The 20406-nt window shown below is 43.2% G+C and carries 14 protein-coding genes, 1 tRNA gene and 1 pseudogene; 6 read left to right on the top strand and 10 right to left on the bottom strand.

Annotation, left to right across the window (positions count from 1 at the left end):
• Positions 1–64: 64 nt before the first annotated feature.
• The 3 genes from R7Z50_RS09715 to R7Z50_RS09705 all read right to left on the bottom strand — a co-directional run bounded on the left by R7Z50_RS09715 (position 65) and on the right by R7Z50_RS09705 (position 4979).
• Positions 65–3091, bottom strand: coding sequence for a polymer-forming cytoskeletal protein (locus R7Z50_RS09715; protein ID WP_267923209.1), 3027 nt, complete (start codon positions 3089–3091; stop codon positions 65–67).
• A 307-nt stretch (positions 3092–3398) separates the two neighbouring features.
• Positions 3399–4238: an arginase gene (locus R7Z50_RS09710; RefSeq protein ID WP_033907142.1), complete on the bottom strand. Its 840-nt coding sequence runs from the start codon at positions 4236–4238 to the stop codon at positions 3399–3401.
• A gap of 6 nt (positions 4239–4244) precedes the next feature.
• Positions 4245–4979 carry an IclR family transcriptional regulator gene (locus tag R7Z50_RS09705; protein WP_005386192.1) on the bottom strand — a complete coding sequence of 245 codons (735 nt, stop codon included), beginning with the start codon at positions 4977–4979 and terminating at the stop codon, positions 4245–4247.
• Positions 4980–5327: 348 nt separating this feature from the next.
• On the opposite strand from R7Z50_RS09705, the gene R7Z50_RS09700 reads away from it, so the two are divergent.
• On the top strand, positions 5328–6800 hold the full coding sequence (locus R7Z50_RS09700) for an EAL domain-containing protein (protein WP_005375659.1): 1473 nt from the start codon (positions 5328–5330) through the stop codon (positions 6798–6800).
• Here R7Z50_RS09700 and modF read toward each other — a convergent pair.
• Entirely contained in the window at positions 6788–8242 is a 1455-nt protein-coding gene (modF, locus tag R7Z50_RS09695; protein WP_053350645.1) for a molybdate ABC transporter ATP-binding protein ModF, read from the bottom strand. The genes R7Z50_RS09700 and modF overlap by 13 nt on opposite strands.
• Positions 8243–8527: 285 nt before the next feature.
• Here modF and R7Z50_RS09690 point away from each other — a divergent pair, with 285 nt between their 5' ends.
• Positions 8528–10078: a PAS domain-containing methyl-accepting chemotaxis protein gene (locus tag R7Z50_RS09690; RefSeq protein ID WP_198556859.1), complete on the top strand. Its 1551-nt coding sequence runs from the start codon at positions 8528–8530 to the stop codon at positions 10076–10078.
• Positions 10079–10238: 160 nt separating this feature from the next.
• Here R7Z50_RS09690 and R7Z50_RS09685 read toward each other — a convergent pair.
• Positions 10239–10329, bottom strand: a tRNA-Ser gene (locus R7Z50_RS09685).
• Positions 10330–10658: 329 nt separating this feature from the next.
• On the opposite strand from R7Z50_RS09685, the gene R7Z50_RS09680 reads away from it, so the two are divergent.
• On the top strand, positions 10659–11339 hold the full coding sequence (locus tag R7Z50_RS09680) for a MaoC family dehydratase (RefSeq protein ID WP_005375670.1): 681 nt from the start codon (positions 10659–10661) through the stop codon (positions 11337–11339).
• Positions 11340–11402: 63 nt separating this feature from the next.
• Here the strand turns inward: R7Z50_RS09680 and R7Z50_RS09675 are convergent, their stop codons facing one another.
• Positions 11403–12227 (bottom strand): phosphate ABC transporter substrate-binding protein, encoded by an 825-nt coding sequence (locus R7Z50_RS09675; RefSeq protein WP_017635752.1) that lies wholly within the window; start codon positions 12225–12227, stop codon positions 11403–11405.
• 266 nt (positions 12228–12493) lie between these two features.
• On the opposite strand from R7Z50_RS09675, the gene R7Z50_RS09670 reads away from it, so the two are divergent.
• Complete coding sequence (locus R7Z50_RS09670) at positions 12494–12847, top strand: DUF3024 domain-containing protein (protein WP_017821084.1); 354 nt, start codon at positions 12494–12496, stop codon at positions 12845–12847.
• 33 nt (positions 12848–12880) lie between these two features.
• On the opposite strand, the gene R7Z50_RS09665 is transcribed toward R7Z50_RS09670, so the two are convergent.
• Both R7Z50_RS09665 and rnb read right to left on the bottom strand, forming a co-directional pair.
• Entirely contained in the window at positions 12881–13690 is an 810-nt protein-coding gene (locus R7Z50_RS09665) for a helix-turn-helix transcriptional regulator (protein ID WP_017635750.1), read from the bottom strand.
• Between the two features lie 71 nt (positions 13691–13761).
• Positions 13762–15765, bottom strand: a complete 2004-nt coding sequence (gene rnb / locus R7Z50_RS09660) for an exoribonuclease II (protein ID WP_171344110.1) — start codon at positions 15763–15765, stop codon at positions 13762–13764.
• A gap of 413 nt (positions 15766–16178) precedes the next feature.
• Between rnb and R7Z50_RS09655 the strand changes: the two genes are divergently transcribed.
• Entirely contained in the window at positions 16179–18110 is a 1932-nt protein-coding gene (locus R7Z50_RS09655) for a DEAD/DEAH box helicase (RefSeq protein WP_005375680.1), read from the top strand.
• Positions 18111–18182: 72 nt separating this feature from the next.
• On the opposite strand, the pseudogene R7Z50_RS31580 reads toward R7Z50_RS09655, so the two are convergent.
• Positions 18183–18426, bottom strand: a pseudogene (locus R7Z50_RS31580) (EAL domain-containing protein); the annotation flags it as partial.
• A gap of 71 nt (positions 18427–18497) precedes the next feature.
• Positions 18498–18728: a hypothetical protein gene (locus tag R7Z50_RS31575; protein ID WP_224721257.1), complete on the bottom strand. Its 231-nt coding sequence runs from the start codon at positions 18726–18728 to the stop codon at positions 18498–18500.
• Positions 18729–19196: 468 nt separating this feature from the next.
• On the opposite strand from R7Z50_RS31575, the gene R7Z50_RS09645 reads away from it, so the two are divergent.
• On the top strand, positions 19197–20390 hold the full coding sequence (locus tag R7Z50_RS09645) for an acetate/propionate family kinase (protein WP_005375697.1): 1194 nt from the start codon (positions 19197–19199) through the stop codon (positions 20388–20390).
• The last annotated feature ends 16 nt before the right edge of the window (positions 20391–20406 follow it).

Raw genomic sequence — 20406 nt, 5'->3', positions numbered from 1 at the left:
TACATCCGTTTTAGATGAAAAGAGCCCCTCAATATAGGGGCTTTTTTTGTTTTGTCGTTTCGCGTTAATTTAGGCCAAGCATATTTGGCTCACCACGATAAATAATGCGATCGTTTCCTCGGTGAATACCAAACGTAACTGTAACAGGTGGATTTTCCTCTTCACTTGTCGTGTTATCCCAATCGTATTTCAGCCAAGAGATGCGATTACCTGAGCCGTCTAAATCCAGATGGAATTGTATTTGCTCGCGTGCTGAGTCAATTTGTCTTGCAACGATATCGGTCATCCTGCCAACATGCATTGTCCCAACTCCAGAAAGCATGGCGTTGTTTGCAGGCGCATTCGACCAAATTGGCGTGCTGAAGTAATATTCACCATTCGCCGTTGTTGAGCTGTCATCGAAGTTAGTCATAAATCGACCGTTTTGCCAAGTTTCTACAGCAAGTGGCACTTTGATCACCATGCCTTGGTTGCCACCTACATCTTGAAAGTTCAAACGACCGAATCGAATGTCTGGTTGTTTTGTGAGTACTTCGCTATCGTCGAAGAAGTTTACCTCATCAACGGCTTTAGTCGTGACTATACCTATTTTGCTGCTGTCACTGTTAGTCCCTTTATTAAATGGGCCATCAGGATATTGCTTATCTGTCGTGTTCTTTTTCCAGCATGGGCTATTGTTACAAGTCGCATTGGTCGAGGGCTTCTCTATAACAAACGTTCCAACACTCGCGCTACCCAGTAGTTTCCAGTCTACCTTCTTAGGCTTAGGCGGCAAAAACCGATCGGAGTATGAGCTTAGCTCGCCTAAATCGAAATGTTGTTGAAGGTTAGACGAAAAGTGGACGTAATTCTTCACGTTTTCCTTATTCGCATTGAGTGCGACAACATCGTAAGTGACTTTCTCAAAAGGTTGATTCATGTAAGCAAAAGTTTGGCCATGTGGGTAGTGCCATTCTTGGTCTTGCACTTGAAAATATTTTGGGTAAAAACGACCAACGTAACGATAGCCTTCGTTCACAGTCATACCTAGATATTTACTTTCTAGGTTTGCTTTTACTCTCAAGCTCCCGACTTCTTCCCAATATAATCCATTAAAGACGAATTGATCATTCTTGGCTGAATTATGCGCCTGAGCCAGTGAGTCACTACTTTTTAGCAATTTTGAGGTTTGGTTCGCTGTCTCTGATGGCGTATGTTGCTCACTCGACAAGACAACCGATGCTGCTGGAGCGTCATCAAGCGTAAAATTACGGGTGATAGAAGCATCACAATAGCGTGCTGATTCAACAGACCCACTTACAGAGCCGTCAGGTTGCCAAATGATTGGTTTCACCGTTAGAGAGAAAAGTTCTCCGGCAGCAAGAAACCCTTCTCCTTGTTCAGAGGTGCCAGAAGGCAAAGCACGTTGGTTGTCACAAATAGCGAGTGTCCATGGTCGCGAGTGCACATTAAATGTCCCTTTCACTTCCACTTTGCCTTCTTCTGGACATTCTTCAAATCCCTCACATTCAAAATGATCGGACAATGTCACTTCAAATATGCCGGACTCGTTCGTGATAAGACCATGTTCAGACAAGCCGTCTTTAAATTCCGCTGAATAGCTAAAGTTTCCTTCACTTCCTCCTAATGGTTGAACCAATGGATGAAAAATCTTAGGCGTACCATTGTAGTTGCTTGCCACTACAGGTTCGCCGGTAGAGGCACAAGCAAGCAATCGCGTATGCACGTTTTCTGGTTTACCTGCAATAACGCGTATTTCATTTAAAGTTGCGCTTTTCGTCTTTGAGTAGGCCTCAAACATAAATGGCGTAAACATAAAGCGAACAGTTTGATGCTTGCTCGTGTCTTTCGCCATAGTGAAAGTTAGTGTGTAGTTGGTATCTAACGAGATCGTATCAATATTATTCGGAACCACTCGAACAACAAGTTCACCATTCTCGTCAGATATAAATTGGTTGGCTCCTAATGTCTGCTGACCTTTAACCACCTCTAAAGTGAACAAGTCAGGGTGTGATAGGACAGCACTGACTTCTGCGCTTACAACTTCTCCATTATTGGTTGTTGTTGCTGTAAATTGCGGAAGATCGTCGCCGCACATCAGTGCCATGTCGTCCGATGGTGTGACGCTGAGGTTTAAGTCGTTCTCCGATGGAGGCTGCATGCTGCAATTCGGAACATCTTGAGGGGTGATTGGACAGATTTGGGAAGAGTAGTGACAATCAGCCTGGTCCAATCCACAGTATTGCGTGTATGTGTTGTCTTGTGCTTTCGTTTGTGCACTTCCTGGCGCTTGTTGGATTTCACCACAAACTTGACTAGGCTGATTTGGAGCGTTGTTGAAGTTCAATGTGTGGAAGTATTTAATTGCTGCGGTGGAACTATAGAATGAGCCACTTAATGTAGCTGACGATCCTACAGATTCAGCTGTACCATAGATCGACATATCTTTTATAATCAGAGAGTTGTGCGCAGAAACATCACCGACGACAAAATGGTCTTGTAAAGGATGGTTTGTTTTTAGGTGTAGTGTTTCGCCTTGTGATTCGACCTTACCACAGATGTTTGTATTAAATACATTGGTCGTGCTGTGTGTCGAAATATCACCAATAATGGTGTTGTACGTTCCATCAATGTGAAGTGTCGAACCTGTTAGCTTAATATTCCCGTCTATGAGAATGTTATGAAGCTTTGTTGGGTAAGCCGATAGAAGATCACCATAGATGACAGTGTGTTTGTTTTGGTAATCGTCGAGGTTTGATGCTTTCTCATTGTTAACTGTTAATCCGGTAGCGAGGGCGTGTAGAGAGATACGTTTATTGGGTTCACCAATCGTATTATTCCCCTCTAACACAATGCCATAATCTGCTTTTAACGTTATCTCTTTTTCCGGTAATGAGGAGACAATTTTATCACCAGCGGGTAGGACTAGTTTCCCTGTACAGCGATAAGTCGTGCCATCGCTTTCGATACTAAAACTCTTGTGTGAACAAAGTTGACCTAACTCAGATAGATCTTTTACGTCATAAGTGGTGGCGTGTGAGGTTAGCGGTAAAAAAAGAACCGCAGTGAAAATACTGCAAAGACGCATCATCAAATGTCCTAATGAGTGGAACAAGATGGCATCAAGCGAGCGTGAGCAAATGCTCACTGAAATTGGAATAGCTGCGGTACTTTTTTGTTTTGAAGCCGCTTAGTTATTGAACTTTGGTTAATTTTTATTTCGTATGTCATACCAAAGTTTAGCGGCCTTATTACAACGTAAGTGTCAGGTTAGTTCAAGAGGTAAGTGTGATGTGTGTCGCTTTATATGTGTAACTATTTGTTAGTTAAGGATAATGAGTAAGCATGTTGGTTCAGAATCAGGAAGGACGCGATCCTGATTCTGAATGTTTATAACGCTAGGCAGCGTGAACGATGAGTGGGGCCATCTGATATAACTCTTCTAGTATGGCTTTCGTTTGTCTCGAATACACCAGACAATCTCGATCGCCAACGAGCTGAATTGCTCGCACTTTACCTGCAACCAAACATTGCCTAATCGTGCGTAGAACCATTTGGATATCAATTTCTGACGCGCCATCAAGGCTGTTTTTGGTTTTTAGAGATCCAAGGTCGATGCTAATGATTATTTGGTCGCAGTGGTCTAGGTAATTGCCGATCTGTTGCTTAACGTTATTGCGATGACGAAAAGAAAACTCTTTCTCGGTCACCCAATCACAACCTTGATCTTCCGCGTATTCCCACGTTTCCTGCTTCGTCTCTTGCTCACTGACGCCAGCAAAAAACAATCGTACGTTTTGATAGCGAGAAAGAGCAAAATGGAATGCAGAGCCTAAGCGTGGCTCAAGTGTCGGCTTCAAGTTCATGTTATGCCCGATATTTACGACACCCACTTCGTCTCGATAGGATACGACCACAGGTAACATGGACAAGATTGCCTCGGTACAGTTAGTGACTAAAACAGGAATTGAGTGGCGAGAAAGCGAAAGGCTTAATGCTTCCTGAAACTCGCCATTTTCCAGCTTGTCGTGGTTGAAGTGACCAAAGTTTTCAGCGGTTTCATGATCATGCTGTTGGTATAGCCAATCGCTAGCATTTTCCAAACTTTGATCAGCTAATTCAAACGCGCCCTTAGACATGGGTGGCAAATACTCACACACTGTCATAAAAGAAAAAGGGTAATGCTGCGGCTGTTTCACGGTGTGGTGGAGTTTATAGCGTTTGAAAAAGCTTAACATGATGAATTACCTTTCTGGTGGTAGTGCCCTTGCCGCTTGCAGTACATGTAAAATAATGCGCTGCTTATCCTTTTCGACTCGGTGGGCCGGAGCCATCACCGAGACTGCGCCAATCAGTTTGCTTCCTTTCATTACCGGTGCGCTAATACCTGACACACCAGGGTCAATCTCAGAAGTACTGACGGCATATCCGTGTTTACGGATGGTTGTGAGCTCTTTTTCCCACTCGTCACGTCGGTGATCTTGATTAAAATATCTCAAGATTTTCTCGCATCGACTTTGAGGCATAAAAGCAAGCATCACTTTAGATGAGGCACCGCGCAGCAGAGGTTGACTTTGACCCTGGACGAAGCTGCAACGCAGCGCCTGCATACTTTCTTTCTGTCTGACACAAAGCGCACGATAACCCGCTGGTACCATATAAGCGGCCATTTCCCCGGTTTGTTGTACCAACCTAGCCAGTATGGTTTCGACCATGTCGAGCCCATGTTGCGCGGTCTCATAGCTGTGCATGAGTAATAATGCCGCCGGACCAACGACAAATGTCTTGTCGTGAACGCTTTCTTCGATCAAGTTCCACTCTTTAAGCAGTTTTAAGTGTCGGTAAAGGCTGCTTAAAGGAACGTTCAATTGCTCGCTTAGCGTTTTCGCAGAAACTGGGAACGGACTAACTGCAACTTGCATTAACAACTGCAGTGATTTTTCGTTTACCTGGTTAGCATTAGCTTTGTTTGTCGTCATGAGAGTGTTGTAACGTGTTGTAGGAGTTACGACAAATATAATTCTTAATCACTGAGAAAAGAAAAATAATTTTAATGGGTAATTCTTACATGATGAGAAACAGACAGGTAAAGACTTTCGCAAGTACCGATAGACATAACATGGTGTCGAATTAAAGTCTCAGGTTTGAGGCGCTTGATACTAAATTGGAACAGGAGTGAATAAGACATTGTTTAGTTTGCGGTATTACTCAGCGTTTCGCATACTGAGTTAATCCAAACAAATAATGTTAAAAAACGTGAGTTGCTAGCGGGTATCGGAATCGAGGTACCATCTCAGTAAATCGGTTTTATAAAAGGTTACTTTTATATGCTGAATAAGGCGATTTTTAAAAAAGCCATCATTTTTCTTCTGCCTATTCCCTTGGTTATTGGAGAGGTTTTGTATTTAGCTCGTGAAAGCGTGCAAAACAATCTCAATCATTTATTAGAAAAAAATGTGCAAATTGCAGATGAAATTTTATTCCAAATAGAGACAGAAAACCGCACGGCGTTGCTACACCCTGAACGATGTGAAGAGCTCCAGCAAAGCTTAATGTTTGAACGAGATATTGAAGAAATGCTCATTGTGAAAGAGGGAGTCATTACTTGTTCTTCGAAATTGGGAAGTATCTCTAAACCGTTAGCTGAGCACATCACCTTTCCTAAGGGACAAACGCTAGCGTTTGGTAGTGTTGATAGCTTGTACGATCAGTTCTTGCTTGTGGTAACGGAGGGAGAGCGGGGTTATCAAGCCGTAACGATTATCGATCATGACTACTTTAATGCAACAATAGGGTTTAACAACGATTTACGCCTAAAACGCTCTGCGCTGTTTATCCATGATCAAGTTTCACCTGAAGGAGCATTAAGAGCGGGAAGTAATCCTATCGGTATCAAATCGTCGCAAATGTTTGAGTATGAAGCTTTGAGCGAAGCCAGCGATCTTTTCGTCAAACAGAGAACACTTTCCTATTTTTTGTACTCAATTCCAATTATTTTCGTTATCTACCTTTGCTTGTATGCGTTGAATAAGTTTATTGATCCCCATCGCAATTTGATACTGGATCTTAAAAGAGCGATAAAAAGAGGAGAGTTGACCCTGTATTACCAACCGCAAGTTAACGTTGATACCGGCCAGTTATTCGGGTTTGAAGCGCTAGTGCGATGGGAGCATCAAAGTAAGGGGTTCATTTCTCCGGATGAGTTTGTCCCTGCGGCAGAGCAAAGTGGATTGGTTTTTTTACTTACTGATTTCGTTCTGGATAAAGCGGCAGAGGACTTCAGTAAATTAGGCTTTGATCAGCCTGTCCACCTTGGTATTAACGTGCCGCCTGGTTATTTAGTCGGACCAAACGCGATCAGAAAAATTCAATTGCTCGACAGACAGTTGAGCCGAAACAAAGTCTCATTAGGGGTAGAGATAACGGAGCGTCAGCTCATTGATTCAGAGGCGAGAAAATGCATTGCAGCGCTGCGAGTGCATGGTATTGATGTGCTGATCGATGATTTTGGAACTGGCCAAACCTCGTTAGCATTTCTACAGCACATGCGCATAGATTACTTAAAAATCGATAAGTGCTTTGTCGAAACTATTGGTATTCCTAGCCTTAGTGCTTCTGTCTTAAAAGCGATGGTTCACTTCGCGGAAGAATTACAAGTACAATTGATCGCTGAAGGCGTGGAAACCATAGCGCAAGCTGAACACTTAAAGAAGATGGGAGTGAGATATCATCAGGGATACCTGTACTCCAAACCATTACCTTATGAGCAGCTTGCGCAGCGAAGTCATTATGATTGGTAGACGTTAGCTCTATAACACTGAGCATTTTCATCAAACACAAACTCTAACTCATTTTTGATGCTATCTAAGCGGTCTTCTTGGTAGTGAGACACATACAATAGTTGGCTTAAATTCTCTCTAGCGATGAGCTCAAGTGTGTTCTTAACTAACCGTCTACCCAAAAAATCTAACCCTTGATACGGCTCGTCCAAAATCAATAATGTGGGTTGTTTCACGATGGCTCTTGCAATCAGTAATAGTCGCTGCTGACCGTACTCTAATTGCTTGAATGAGGTTTTTTTGTACTGGCTCATATGTAAGATATCGAGCCACTCGTTTGCAATATTCATCTCTTTGCGAGTTGGCTGGTTATACAACCCAATCGAATCGTAAAATCCTGACAAAATGACTTCTAATGCGCTGCAATTGACTCGATATTGGAGGTGTAGCGCTGAAGACACCATACCGATATGCTGCTTAATTTCCCAGATTGTCTCGCCAGTACCACGCTTTTTACCAAAAATATCAATGTCATTGCTGTAGCATTGCGGATGATCGCCAAAGATCAATCCAAGTAAGGTACTCTTTCCACAACCATTTGGACCTTTGACCTGCCAATGTTGGCCCTTGTCTATGCGCCAGTTCAAGCCAGTAAAAATCTTCTTATCGGTATATTCAACAGCCCCATTCTTTAGTTCAAATATTGGGTTGTTGAATGGTGTCGAGTGCTGATGCTGACGTATCAAGCTCATCATTTCTTCACTCTGTTGTTCTGACTGAGATTTAATTTGTCCAATGATTGGATGATTATCCCAACTGGACTTATCCATTGTACTATCAAGCTTTCCTGCACTGAAAAGCGCGATGCTATTGATCCACTCAGGCATGTCAGATTCGCGAGAGAAGGTTATGAGTAGTTGCACATTTTGAGAAAGCGAGTGTAAATAGCGAGCGAGAGCAGCTCGGTGCGCAATATCTAAGCCAGTAAATGGATTATCGAGTAATACTAAGTCAGGTTGTGTGGCTAAAGCTCGGGCGAGCATTACTCTTCTGGTTTCTCCGGTAGAGAGAACACGGAAGCCACTATCTCTAAGATGACTTAGGTCGAGATCATTAACTAGCTGTTCAGTTAAGTTAGTGTCTTGGCTCTGTTCTAGGATTAATGAATAAACAGTGCTTCCTTGGTCGATACGATCAAGAAAATCCGTATCATCTTTTTCTAATTCTCTTTCCAGTAATCGCTGTTGCTCTGATAACGACACTTGCGCAACGGATAGCCCATTTAGCTCAATTTCCCCACTATTTGGTGACATTTCATCACAAATAAGGTCTCCAAGCAGAGAGCCAATATCTCCATCCGCGCTGAATATCCCCCAAGACTGCTGAGTGTTAATTTTCCAATCGTCAATAAACAAGTGTGTCGTGTTTCTCTTAGCTGCAAGCTGACGAAAGTGAATAGTCATTGTGTTTGTCTTCCTTGTTTTCGTTTTAGTGGATTACTTATAACAATTTACGAACTCAGTACGGAAGCGCTTTTGTGTATTAATTTTGAACAGTGCTCAGTCTTGTGCATATCAACGAAGCCTTGTGTTAGAGGATAAAAATGCGACTAGAGTCATTAAGTAACAAGTAAGCTTGTCAATAATTTTGTTTTATTTTTGAATCAATCTATCATTATGCATGTAAATGTTATGCTGATAAATTCATATTTGCCGTTTGTTAATTAATCAATGTAAGGACACATGTTTATGAGTGAAACGGAATACGATTACCCTTCGAGTTACAGCCTAGTTTCCATTACCGATACCTCCAGTTACATCAAATATGCCAGTGAAAACTTTAATGAAGTAGCGGGGTTTGATGAAGGGGAGCTTATCGGTAAACCCCACAATGTTGTGCGTCATCCTGATATGCCAAAACAGGCTTTTAAAGATTTATGGACTCACCTGAAAACTGGCAAACACTGGATGGGAATGGTCAAAAATCGACGTAAAAACGGCGGCTATTATTGGGTTGACGCGTTTGCTTCTCCTATAAAATCTAATGGTGAAGTTGTGGAATACCAATCAGTGAGATTTAAACCTGAGCGTATACACATCCAGCGAGCGGAAAAAGCGTATTCGAAGCTTCGAAATAATCGTAAGCCGTGGAAAATGTATCTTCCTCGTACACGTTTGTGGATGAGATCGGCCTTCTTCCTTTTAATTTCAAACCTTCTTGGCTTACTCATTCTACAAATGAATCAATCACCAGTGATAGCGTTTGGCGTTGTTGCGTTACTTTCCGTTTTCTCTATTTATGTATTAACCAGACCAGTTGAGAAGCTCGCTAAACAGGCTAGGCAAGACTTCAACAATCCACTCATGGAATATATTTATTGCGGAAGAATCAACGATCTGGCTGAGATTGAGCTGGGTATGAAGATGCGTAAGCAATTTGCCAATGCGCTACTGGGGCGCGTTGGCGTGTCTGTAAAAGACTCTTGCGAAGAAACGCGCGCAAGTGCTAACAGTGCTGCGACAAATAGCCAGCAAGTGACGGAGAACTTAAGCGCACAGAAAGTGGAGATTGACTCGGTCGCAACAGCGGTCAACGAGATGCAAGCCTCTTCATCTGAGATATCAAATAATGCTCAAGCGACCGCCGAGGCTACGTTAGAAGCGCAAAATACGATGATAGACAGCCGTAGCGTTATCGATAATGTTAACCAATCGGTTTTAGAGTTGGTTGATGAGCTCGGCGAAATATCTAAAGTGGTCATACGTTTGAACCAACAAACCGAGCAAATTGGAACCGTTGTTGAAGTCATCAACGGTATTGCCGAACAAACTAATTTATTAGCGTTGAACGCTGCAATTGAAGCCGCGAGGGCAGGCGAACAAGGCAGAGGGTTTGCCGTTGTAGCAGATGAAGTGAGAACCTTAGCTAAAAGAACTCAGGAATCGACAACAGAGATTAAATCGGCCATTGAAGGGATTCAAAATGGGAGCAAATCAGCGGTTTCTGCGTTAGAGAAAGGTAACGAAATGTCGACCGGAACGGTAACATTGTTAGGTACTGCTTTGGATAGCATTCAACAACTGGAATCCCTTGTTCAAGACGTTGTCGAACGAAACCAACAAATTGCGGTCGCGATAGAAGAGCAGGTTTATGTAACGGATGAAATAAATGAAAACATCCAGTCGCTTAATTTAAAGTACAGTGAATCGTATGAACTGATGACTGAAACGAATCATATGAACACCAAAGTGCAAAATTGCACCAATGACCTGTCTGAAATGATTAAGAAGTTTGCTTAAACTTTAGAAAATCGAAGTTAAAAGCCCGCTAAACATTAGCGGGCTTTTAACTGGAATATAGTGAAGTGCCGGATTCGTTTACGAGCGAGGATTTCTAAATCTCGTTTTTTAAGAGCTAAAACGACGAAAGCTCGCAATAAATGCGAGCTCTCTAAATAAGTGGCGGAGAGATAGGGATTTGAACCCTAGATACGCTATTAACGTATGCCGGTTTTCAAGACCGGTGCTTTCAACCACTCAGCCATCTCTCCGTTTTGGGCGGTATAATAAGGAGCATAGTCCGACTTGTAAAGTGCTGAATTATAATAGAAGTACTGTTTGCTTGTTTTATGATCACTGATGTGATGTTGGACAGTTTGAAAACGGAGTGAAAAAGGGACAAAAAGTACCAATTTATAGAGTTTTTACTTTATATTGGCGCACGTCAATAAAATGGTGTTTTATTGTTATCTTGCTGATATATAAGACATAACATGCTTTTAGGGTACATGTGTTCGCCCGAAAGTATTTGCAAGACTTTGTGAACTAATTCAAAATTAACTGGTATAGCCAGTTGTGCTTAGAATTCTTAAGGGTGTTTATGAAGGTCACAAATCTATTTAAAGACAAAGTTGATGCGATTTCTGCTCATCAATCCGAGTTTATGAATTGGATGTCTCCAACGTTACGCGATTATTGGAGTGACTTTTTGGGGAAAGCTCAAAATAGCTTTCTTTTCTCAAAAGTTCGTGATCACCAGCAGCCAGCCGTCAACGAAGAAGTTGCACCTCAACCTGCACCGATCGTAATGGCACCTGAGGCTCAAAAGCTTTATGACGAGTTAAGTGAAAAAATTGGCGAAGTTATTCACACTGGTGATTGGGTTCATGTGTCTCAAGAACGTATTAACCAATTTGGTGCGGTAACGGAAGACATGCAATGGATTCATACCGATCCAGAGCGTGCTTCAACTGAATCTCCATTTAAGACAACTATCGCTCATGGCTTTTTAACATTAGCATTGCTGCCTAAACTGACGGATTCAGTCGATCCAGACAAGCCAATGTTCCCAACAGCTAAAATGGTAGTTAACTTGGGTTTAAACCAAGTCCGTTTCCCTTACCCTGTCAAAGCAGGCAATAATGTTCGTGCAGTCAGCACGTTAACAAAAGTAACGCCAATCAAAAAAGGTTTGGAGATTGAGCGCGAAATTAAAGTGGAAATTGAAGGTATTCGTCGACCTGGTGCGGTTGTGGTCTCTGTAATTCAACTGCATTTCTAATTCCGAAACCGGATAGAACACGACATAGTAAAAGAGAGCATCAGGGTGCTCTCTTTTTCATTTTTACTGATTAAAGTTTTTTACTGGCGTATAACCGTAATCTGCAATCGCTTTTTGTCCCTGCTCTGAACGAAGGAAAGCGATAAAACCTTTACCTGCATCGCTAATCTTATCTACTTTGTATAGCACTAGGAATGGTCGCGCCAACTTGTACTTATGATTGCTAATGTTTGTCGAGGTTGGGTCAATACCATCTAACTGAATCGCCTTGATCGAGCGATCTACTGACCCTACAGAGATAAAACCAATGGCGCGAGTGTTATGGTTAACAATGGTTTTTACCATGCTGTTGCTGTTTACAACCAAGTTGTTTGGGCTGATATCCGAGACAAGGCGATCATTAACGATTTTGGTCAGTCCCAGCAAGCTTTCGAAGCTGTAACGTGAACCTGAAGACGCTTCTCTAGTAACCACCGCGATAGGCTGATCTGCGCCCCCGACCTCTTTCCAATTCTTAATCTTACCTTTGTAAATATCAAACAGCTGTTGCTGAGAAAGGTTTTCTACAGAGTTGGTACGGTTTACAACAACAGCGAGGCCATCATAAGCGATAGGGTATACATTGAGATCTTCACCTTTTTCGCTTTCAGTCAGATAGCGAGAGCTCATGCCTATTTCGGCTACTCCTTTATTGACCATGGTGATACCAGCACTCGAACCAATGCCCTGAACAGCAACGTAATCGTCTGGGTGTGTTTTGTTGTATTCCTCAGCAAGTACATCCATCACACGAGCAACCGACGTTGAACCCGAGATGTTGATTTCTTTTGCAATGGTAGGGAGGGAGACTGCTATGGCCAATAACGTCGCCACAGTAAAACGTAACATATTAAACTCCATATACGGGATAAAGCAGAGTTTATGATATTGCGTTCAGGTTACACTTTTGTGAACTGTTAGCGCTAAACAGGGGAATTGTTTCTAGTCAAGAGGTGATGGAGCTAGCGTTTCCAAGTGGACTGAGATGATAATCTGGGCAAATGATAATATAGCTATCTTATACTTGAGTTAGGTAGATAACTACCATCGGTGATGATGTAAAGGTTATATACTAGGATCGACAGCTCTAACTATCATCCATCGGGAGAACGTTGATGTCAGTGTCCCAAATGGCGACAAGTCGTTTATACAAATCAGTTCAATCGCTCTGCTCTGCGCGTAATGCTAACTTGCCTGTCGAACAGGGCAAGTGCCTCTATGAGCTAGTAGAAAATGGCGTTGAGCTTCATCGGGCGCATTTTCTCCTCGACTCCCAGCATAGCGAGTATACTTCTCCCGTCGCGAAGATCATGTTTGATGAGGAAAACCAACTTTGGTATTTCTATGTTCCCACATATCACAACGAGCTGTTAAGGTGGGTGCCTTATAAGCCACTTCCATTTAGCCGAATGCTTGAGGACTTACTCAACGAGTTGGAGCGCGATCCTCAAGCGTGTTTTTGGGAATAGGGCGAGCCCAACGGATGCGAATGCCGACATGATTTATACTTTAGGCCTAACAACTTGGTTTCTAAAGTCTTTGGGGGTCATGTTGTAAACGGATTTAAATGCTGTACTGAAATGCGCTGCACTTTTAAAGCCAGACTCAAACGCTATTTCTGTTATTGATTTTTCTGACTTGCGCAGTTGGGTTGCTGCGAAGTTTATCCGTTTCACCTTTAATATCTGAGAAAACGAAAGATCATCTGCGGCGAGGCGACGTTTTAAGGTTGCGATGGACATGCTCATATGAGCCGCTAAGCCTTCTAGCGTGATGTCTTTTTCAATATTACCCTCAATGTACTTAATGGCTTTTTGAGAGTCGCTCAGGCTACTTGCATCATCTATGATAGATAGGATGTTTGGCTCTACCTCAACCATCAACGACAGCAATGCCATTGCGATATGGCTTTGTGTGTAGTCTGGAGCATTGCGACTCGCTAACTTAACCAACATGTCCTTCAATTGTGCTACTTCGCTACTGGATTGCGTTGAAAAAGGATAGAAGCGCCTTTCTTCCGTTTTGGAACGTAGCATCGGGTGCGCTTTCTTAAAGTCACAGAATATATTTGGATTGAAGACTAAAGCCAGTGCTTTAAAGCCTCCGTCACTAGAGACGGCTTCTGCACTGCTCAGATCTGCGGAGTTATAGAGTGTGAAATCTCCGGCTTTAAGTTCAAATTGCTCGCCATTAGGTTGATGAACTAATAGGGCACCTTCTTCAACAATATATAACCCATTATGTGTTGCAGTGTAACGCTCACTTTTGCGCGCAGTGAAGTGATTAAAGCGAATGATCTCAATGTTCGGCATACTCTTTCTTATCGTTTTACATAACAAATAAAAAAGGCGCTCAATAGAGCGCCTTTTAACTTCATTCGGTATTACTCACTTACAGTCTGTTCTGTTTGTGCTGCTGGTTGTTCAGCGAATACCTGGGTTGGCTTTGCAACTAAACTGCGGTTTTCTTGGTTTACGTCCGTAAGGACAATTTCCAATGTATCCCCAAGTTTGTATACGATCTCTTTATCGATAGAGATGGTACCGTTGTCGCCATTGCACTCAATTCTTTCTTTATTATCAAGAATTAGTGCACCAGGAATAAAGGCTGCTGCGCCATTTTCGAGAAGTCGGACACGTGCGCCTGCACGATTAATATCGAAAATCTCACCTGTGAAACAAGTTTTCTTACTCGGCTCATCAGCAAGCGTGCGTGCATATAGCCAATCTGAGACATTTCGCTCAGCGATTTTATGATGTTTACGATGTAGAGCTAGCTCTTCGCCTACTTGGTCATCTGGTTTTTGTACGGGTTCTTTACCAAGGATGACGGCCTTCAACATACGGTGGTTGATCATATCACCGTATTTACGAATTGGTGATGTCCAAGTTGCATAGATGTCTAAACCCATTGCGTAATGAGGCAGAGGCTGATTACCCACCTCACTGTATGCTTGGAACTTACGAATGCGGTTATCTAGATAAGACGTTTCTTGAGCTGCCAACCAGCGGCGCAACGCAGCAAAGCCTTCTAGCGTAGCAATAGACTCCGCTGTGAACTCCAACTGGCCTTCTGGATTGACAAGTTGAACCACTTCTTCAATCTTCTCGTTCTTGATACCTGCATGCGTATTGAAGACACCTGTTTCAAATTTATCGCGTAATGTACGACCTGCACAGATGTTTGCGGTAATCATGGATTCTTCAACAAGACGGTTTGCACTGCGGCGCATGTCTGCGTGGATAGCGATTACATCGTTATCTTCACTGAGCTCAAAACGGTAGTCAGGACGATCAGGGAAGACCACTGCGTTTTTCTCACGCCATTCAGCGCGAGCAAGAGAGAACTCATAAAGATCACGAACGATGGTCGCGATCTCTTCAGATGGCGTCCATGCTTCAGAGCTGCCGTTTTCTAACCAATCAGACACGTGATCGTATGCTAGGCGTGCATGTGATTTGATGTTTGCCGCGAAGAATTTAATATCGTCGCCAATCACACCATCTTTACTTACCGTTACGGTACAGCAAATAGCAGGGCGGGTTTCACCTTCAATCAGAGAACATAGGTTGTCCGCTAAATCGCGAGGTAGCATCGGGATGTTGCGTCCTGGAAGATAGATAGTATAGCCACGCTCACGCGCTACTTTATCCATTTCATCTTCAGGTGTGATGTAAGCGGTTGGGTCCGCAATAGCGATGGTGAGTTCGAAATCGCCAGATACGGTTTTCTTCGCGTACAGCGCATCGTCCATATCTTTAGTCGATTCACCGTCGATAGTGACGAATGGAACATGAGTCATGTCTACGCGTTCTAGCTCCGCGTCGTCTTTCAGTTCCCAGTTATCGATGCCTGCTGGCTCAGAGTTTGGTAGATCGTTTTGAGCAAGCGTTACCCACCAAGGCGCAATTTTATCATTCGCGTCAGTGATTTTTTCAGAAATTTCTACGAAGAAAGAGTTATCGCCTTTTAGAGGGTGGCGAATAAGATGTGCGACAACCCAATCACCTTCGGCGAACTCGTCAGGTTTTAGACCTTTCTTTAGTTTCGCTTTAAGAGATAGCTTTTTAAGCTGTGGGTGATCAGGTGCTACGTTGAGCTTGCCTTTGAACATTTTTACTCGACCAATAAAGCGAGTCACTGCTTGTTCTAGCAGCTCTTGTGGCTCTGCAACTTCGCGTTCATTTTCGGTGCGGATAATGGCGATGACTTTGTCACCGTGCATGCACTTTTTCATGTACGCAGGCGGGATGAAGAAGCTCGTCTTACTGTCCACTTCCAAAAAGCCAAAGCCTTTATCTGTGGCTTTTATTGAGCCTTCTTTTTTAGGCAGGTTTTCTTGGATTTGCTGCTTAAGCTGAGCGAGTAGTGGGTTATCTTGAAACATCTTTTCTTAAATTACCTATGGAGTTGGGCACACTATAATCATTGCGAGCTATTATTACTACCTGTGGAGCGTAATTTCGCCGTGAATTTTGCCAATTTAACCACGAGAAATTGGCTTAAATATTGATGAAATTCTCATCTGTGAGTTACGCGAATCTACGGGGAATGGTAGGGTTGGTGGAAAAATATGCTAAAAATACCATTGTTGAGAATAAATTGTGATGTAATTCAATTTTTTCTGGATTTTTTTATGCTTTTAAGGAATAATCCGCCTCCCTTAGTCGTCCCTAATGGCTTATCGCGGTTGTGTACTGTGCTGTGTTCCCGTCTGAATGGAATCAGTATCTGGATGGATCAGTATCGAATTGGAAGAGCATATGGGACTGTTTTTTTGTTTAATTAAGTAGGATCCCAATGCAAGATTCTGTTATTCAATTCAGTGATTTATCTCTGAATGATTCTATCCTTTCTGCTCTAGACGGAATGGGTTTCGTGTCACCAACTCCAATTCAGGCTGCGGCAATCCCACACCTATTGGAAGGTGCTGACGCGCTGGGTAAAGCTCAAACAGGTACAGGTAAAACAGCAGCGTTCTCTCTGCCTCTTCTCAACAAACTCGATCTAAACCAACGCAAACCGCAAGCGATTGTACTTGCTCCGACTCGTGAGCTGGCAATTCAGGTTGCAGCGGAAATGAAAAACCTTGGTAAAAACATCAAAGGTTTGAAAGTTCTAGAGATTTACGGTGGCGCATCTATTGTCGACCAAATGCGTGCTCTTAAAAGTGGCGCTCATGTAGTTGTCGGTACTCCAGGCCGTGTTCAAGATCTTATCAATCGCGAACGTCTACACCTAGACGAAGTTAGTACTTTCGTTCTTGATGAAGCAGACGAAATGCTAAACATGGGTTTCGTAGATGACGTAACTGCGATCATGGAGCACGCTCCAGAGTCAGCACAACGCGTTCTGTTTTCTGCAACTATGCCTCCAATGCTGAAGAAGATCGTTGAACGTTTCCTTCGTGACCCTGTAACGGTTGACGTTGCTGGTAAAAACCACACTGTAGACAAAGTTCAACAACAGTTCTGGGTAGTGAAAGGTGTAGAGAAAGATGAAGCAATGTCTCGTCTTCTTGAAACTGAAGAAACTGACGCGTCAATCGTATTCGTACGTACTCGTCAAGATACTGAGCGTCTGGCTGACTGGCTATCTGCACGTGGCTTCAAAGCAGCTGCACTGCACGGTGACATTCCTCAGTCTCTACGTGAACGTACTGTTGATCACATCAAACAAGGTGTTATTGACATCCTAGTTGCAACTGATGTTGTAGCTCGTGGTCTTGACGTTCCACGTATTACGCACGTATTTAACTACGACATCCCATTTGATGTTGAGTCATACATCCACCGTATCGGTCGTACTGGCCGTGCTGGACGTAAAGGTAAAGCGATCCTTCTAGTTCGCACTAACCAAATTCGTATGCTTCGCACTATCGAGCGTGTAACTAAGTCATCTATGGAAGAAATCCAACTTCCTCTACGTGACCAAGTTGCTGAAGCTCGTCTAGCTAAGCTAGGCGCTGAGCTTGAAGCAGAGAAAGAGCACAAAGCACTAGACAAATTTGCTGAGTTGGTAGAGAAACTACAAACTTCTCTAGACATCGACCCTGCAACACTTGCTGCTATGCTTCTTAAGCGTCAGCAAGGCAAACGTCCTCTGTTCTATATTGGCGAAGACCCAATGGTTGAAGCAATTGAGCGTGACAAGCAACGTCGTAAAGAGCGCCGTGAAGGTGGTCGCGACGGCGGTCGTAACTTCAACAACCAAGACTGGGATACTTACCAGCTTCAAGTTGGTCGTGAGCAAGGCGTTCAAGTTAAAGACATCGTTGGCGCTCTAGCAAACGAACTAGGTCTAGGTAAAGGTTCTATCGGTGCGATCAAACTAGCTCAAGGTCACACATTCGTACAGCTACCTAAAGCAATGACTTCAGACGCGGCGAACAAGCTAAGCAAACTACGTATCCGTCAACAAGATGTTGGTGCTGTAGTATGTGACTTCGATGATTTCCGCGAGTCTCGTGGTGGTCGCCGTGACGGTGGTCGTCGCGATGGTGGTCGTCGTGATGGCGGTGGTTACCGTGGCAACCGCGAAGGCGGCAATCGTGGTGGTGATCGTCGTGAAGGCGGTCGTCGCGAAGGTGGTTTCCGTGGTAACCGTGACGGCAACCGCGATGGTAATCGTGAAGGTGGCGAACGTCGTTTCGATCGCAACCGTGGTGGTGATCACCGTGGTGCACATCGTGGTGAACGTGGTCACGGTCGTGGCCGTCGTACAGACGCATAATCACGAGTGATTAAAGCGACGGTTTAAGTTGCTACAAAAAGAATTGAAAGCCGAGCAAAGCGCTCGGCTTTTTTATGCGCGTCTAATACGGTTTTGCTTTTCATCGTGTTTGTTTACCCAACTTATTACTTCGTCTAAGGGCAGGGCAGAACAAGTAACCCTGAATGATGTCACAGCCTCGACTTCTCAAAAAATGCAGTGTGTCCATGTCTTGAACGCCTTCTGCTACGACCGAATACCCTAATCCATGTGCTAGCGCAATCGTGTTCTCAACGATAGAGCGGGAGCCTTCAGTGCGGCTTGCTGTGAAAAGAAATTAACCAGCTTACCTTGAAACGTATTATCAATCTTTCGACGTTTTTGAGGTTATCTCATAATTTGAATCAGTCATTGGCCTTCAGGTTGTGTCATGTCTTCGATAGACTCAAAGTAGTATTTACGATAAGGGAGCCCAGTAAGAGCGTCATGGACGGCATTGCGCTTCTCTCTTTCAGCAACAGTATGAAGCTTTAATATCGAATCGTTGCTCCACTTAATCACCAGCACGACAAAGATACTGCCGCCAAAAAGTATAAGAGAAACCCCCGTTTCTAAGAGAGAAGTAATAGGTTTTTGCATGATAGCGTGCAAAAAAACGGCATAAGCAAAAATGAAACAGCTGATTAACAATAATAGGAAAGTCCACCCGGTTACGTCAGTTTTCGAGCAGATGTTTTTTGTCATCTGCCATCCCCAGCAGAGCAAAATCAAACCTAAGATCACTAATAGAAATGCAATAGTGGGCACATTATTACCCCGATTTATTGATTGGTTTGTTATTTTTGTTCACCCAATAAACAACGTAGCTTATATATCTGACTTTGTACAAATTGACCTATTCATAAATTATGTTTAACAAGTGATATTTTTTAGTCTTCAAATAAAATCAAAACTTGCTACAGATCAACAAAATTTGTTCAATCAAATCGCTTTTACTAAAAGATTGTTGAAAGATTAAAAAATTATTGAATAATAGAGGGACAAACAAGAAGTACGCAGCGCACAAGCGCTATTACAACCTCTGCTCTACAACAGGATAACTATTTCATGTCTAATTCGTTTGTACTGGTGATCAACTCTGGTAGCTCTTCATTAAAATTTGCTGTTATTGATTCTGAAACCGGTGAAGCTTTGGTATCAGGTATTGGTGAGTGTTTTGGCCTACCTGAAGCTGAAATCAGTTGGAAATATCAGGGAGAAAAAACCGTTGAAGCAATTCCAGCTGGTGGCAACCATCATCAGTACGCTGTTGAGCGAGTGGTAAAACTACTCGATACTCTAGGTTTGAGCTCAAAATTTGTCGCTGTAGGCCATCGCATTGTCGCAGGCGGTGAAACCTTTAAAGGAACTGTGAAAGTTGATGAAACAGTTATTCAAGAAGTAGAGCGCCTTGCTGAACTTGCACCACTTCATAACAAAGCGAACGCTGAAGGCATGAGAGCGGCAATGGCGGCGTTCCCTTCACTGCCTCAATTTGCTGTATTTGACACTGCTTTCCACCAAACAATGCCAGCCAAAGCCTTTATGTACGCACTTCCTTACGAGCTTTACGAAGAGCATAAAGTGCGTCGTTACGGTGCTCACGGTACAAGCCACTACTACGTAAGCCGTGAAGCAGCGAAAATGCTAGATAAGCCGGTTGAAGAAAGCAGCTTTATCACTGTGCACTTAGGTAACGGTGCATCAGTGAGTGCGGTTAAAAATGGCGAATGTGTTGATACAAGTATGGGTTTGACGCCGTTAGCTGGCCTAATGATGGGCACTCGCTGTGGTGACCTTGATCCAAGTGTTATCGAGTTCCTTTTCCGTAAAGGCTGGGAAAAAGACGAAGTGTTCGAGATGATGAACAAGAAGTCAGGTTTCTTAGGTGTATCTGGTGTGACAAGTGATGCTCGTGGCGTACTAGAAGCAATGGAAGCGGGGAATTCACGTGCGAAGTTGGCATTTGAGATCTTCACTTACCGCGTTGCGAAATACATTACTTCCTACCTAGCGGCTCTGGATTCATTAGACGGCATCATCTTCACTGGTGGTATTGGTGAAAACTCACTACCAATTCGTCGTGAAATCTTGAAAAACCTAAAACTGTTAGGTTTTGTTGAAGATGAGAAAGGTAACGAAGATGCAAGATTTGGTAACGCAGGTGTTATTGCAACATCTGAGTTATTAGGTGCCAAAGCTCTTGTTATTCCTACTAACGAGGAATTTGTGATAGCTAAACAATCGGTTGAGCTATTGTAATATATAACGAAAACAG

The sequence above is a fragment of the Vibrio sp. 1249-1 genome, from assembly GCF_033340495.1.
This window is presented reverse-complemented; position numbering and strand designations above follow the sequence as displayed.

What these genes read in the sequence shown, in the direction of transcription:
- R7Z50_RS09715 (WP_267923209.1), bottom strand. Translation starts at nt 3,091, where the DNA reads ATGATGCGTCTTTGCAGTATTTTCACTGCGGTTCTTTTTTTACCGCTA.
- R7Z50_RS09710 (WP_033907142.1), bottom strand. Translation starts at nt 4,238, where the DNA reads ATGTTAAGCTTTTTCAAACGCTATAAACTCCACCACACCGTGAAACAG.
- R7Z50_RS09705 (WP_005386192.1), bottom strand. Translation starts at nt 4,979, where the DNA reads ATGACGACAAACAAAGCTAATGCTAACCAGGTAAACGAAAAATCACTG.
- R7Z50_RS09700 (WP_005375659.1), top strand. Translation starts at nt 5,328, where the DNA reads ATGCTGAATAAGGCGATTTTTAAAAAAGCCATCATTTTTCTTCTGCCT.
- modF (WP_053350645.1), bottom strand. Translation starts at nt 8,242, where the DNA reads ATGACTATTCACTTTCGTCAGCTTGCAGCTAAGAGAAACACGACACAC.
- R7Z50_RS09690 (WP_198556859.1), top strand. Translation starts at nt 8,528, where the DNA reads ATGAGTGAAACGGAATACGATTACCCTTCGAGTTACAGCCTAGTTTCC.
- R7Z50_RS09680 (WP_005375670.1), top strand. Translation starts at nt 10,659, where the DNA reads ATGAAGGTCACAAATCTATTTAAAGACAAAGTTGATGCGATTTCTGCT.
- R7Z50_RS09675 (WP_017635752.1), bottom strand. Translation starts at nt 12,227, where the DNA reads ATGTTACGTTTTACTGTGGCGACGTTATTGGCCATAGCAGTCTCCCTC.
- R7Z50_RS09670 (WP_017821084.1), top strand. Translation starts at nt 12,494, where the DNA reads ATGTCAGTGTCCCAAATGGCGACAAGTCGTTTATACAAATCAGTTCAA.
- R7Z50_RS09665 (WP_017635750.1), bottom strand. Translation starts at nt 13,690, where the DNA reads ATGCCGAACATTGAGATCATTCGCTTTAATCACTTCACTGCGCGCAAA.
- rnb (WP_171344110.1), bottom strand. Translation starts at nt 15,765, where the DNA reads ATGTTTCAAGATAACCCACTACTCGCTCAGCTTAAGCAGCAAATCCAA.
- R7Z50_RS09655 (WP_005375680.1), top strand. Translation starts at nt 16,179, where the DNA reads ATGCAAGATTCTGTTATTCAATTCAGTGATTTATCTCTGAATGATTCT.
- R7Z50_RS31575 (WP_224721257.1), bottom strand. Translation starts at nt 18,728, where the DNA reads ATGCAAAAACCTATTACTTCTCTCTTAGAAACGGGGGTTTCTCTTATA.
- R7Z50_RS09645 (WP_005375697.1), top strand. Translation starts at nt 19,197, where the DNA reads ATGTCTAATTCGTTTGTACTGGTGATCAACTCTGGTAGCTCTTCATTA.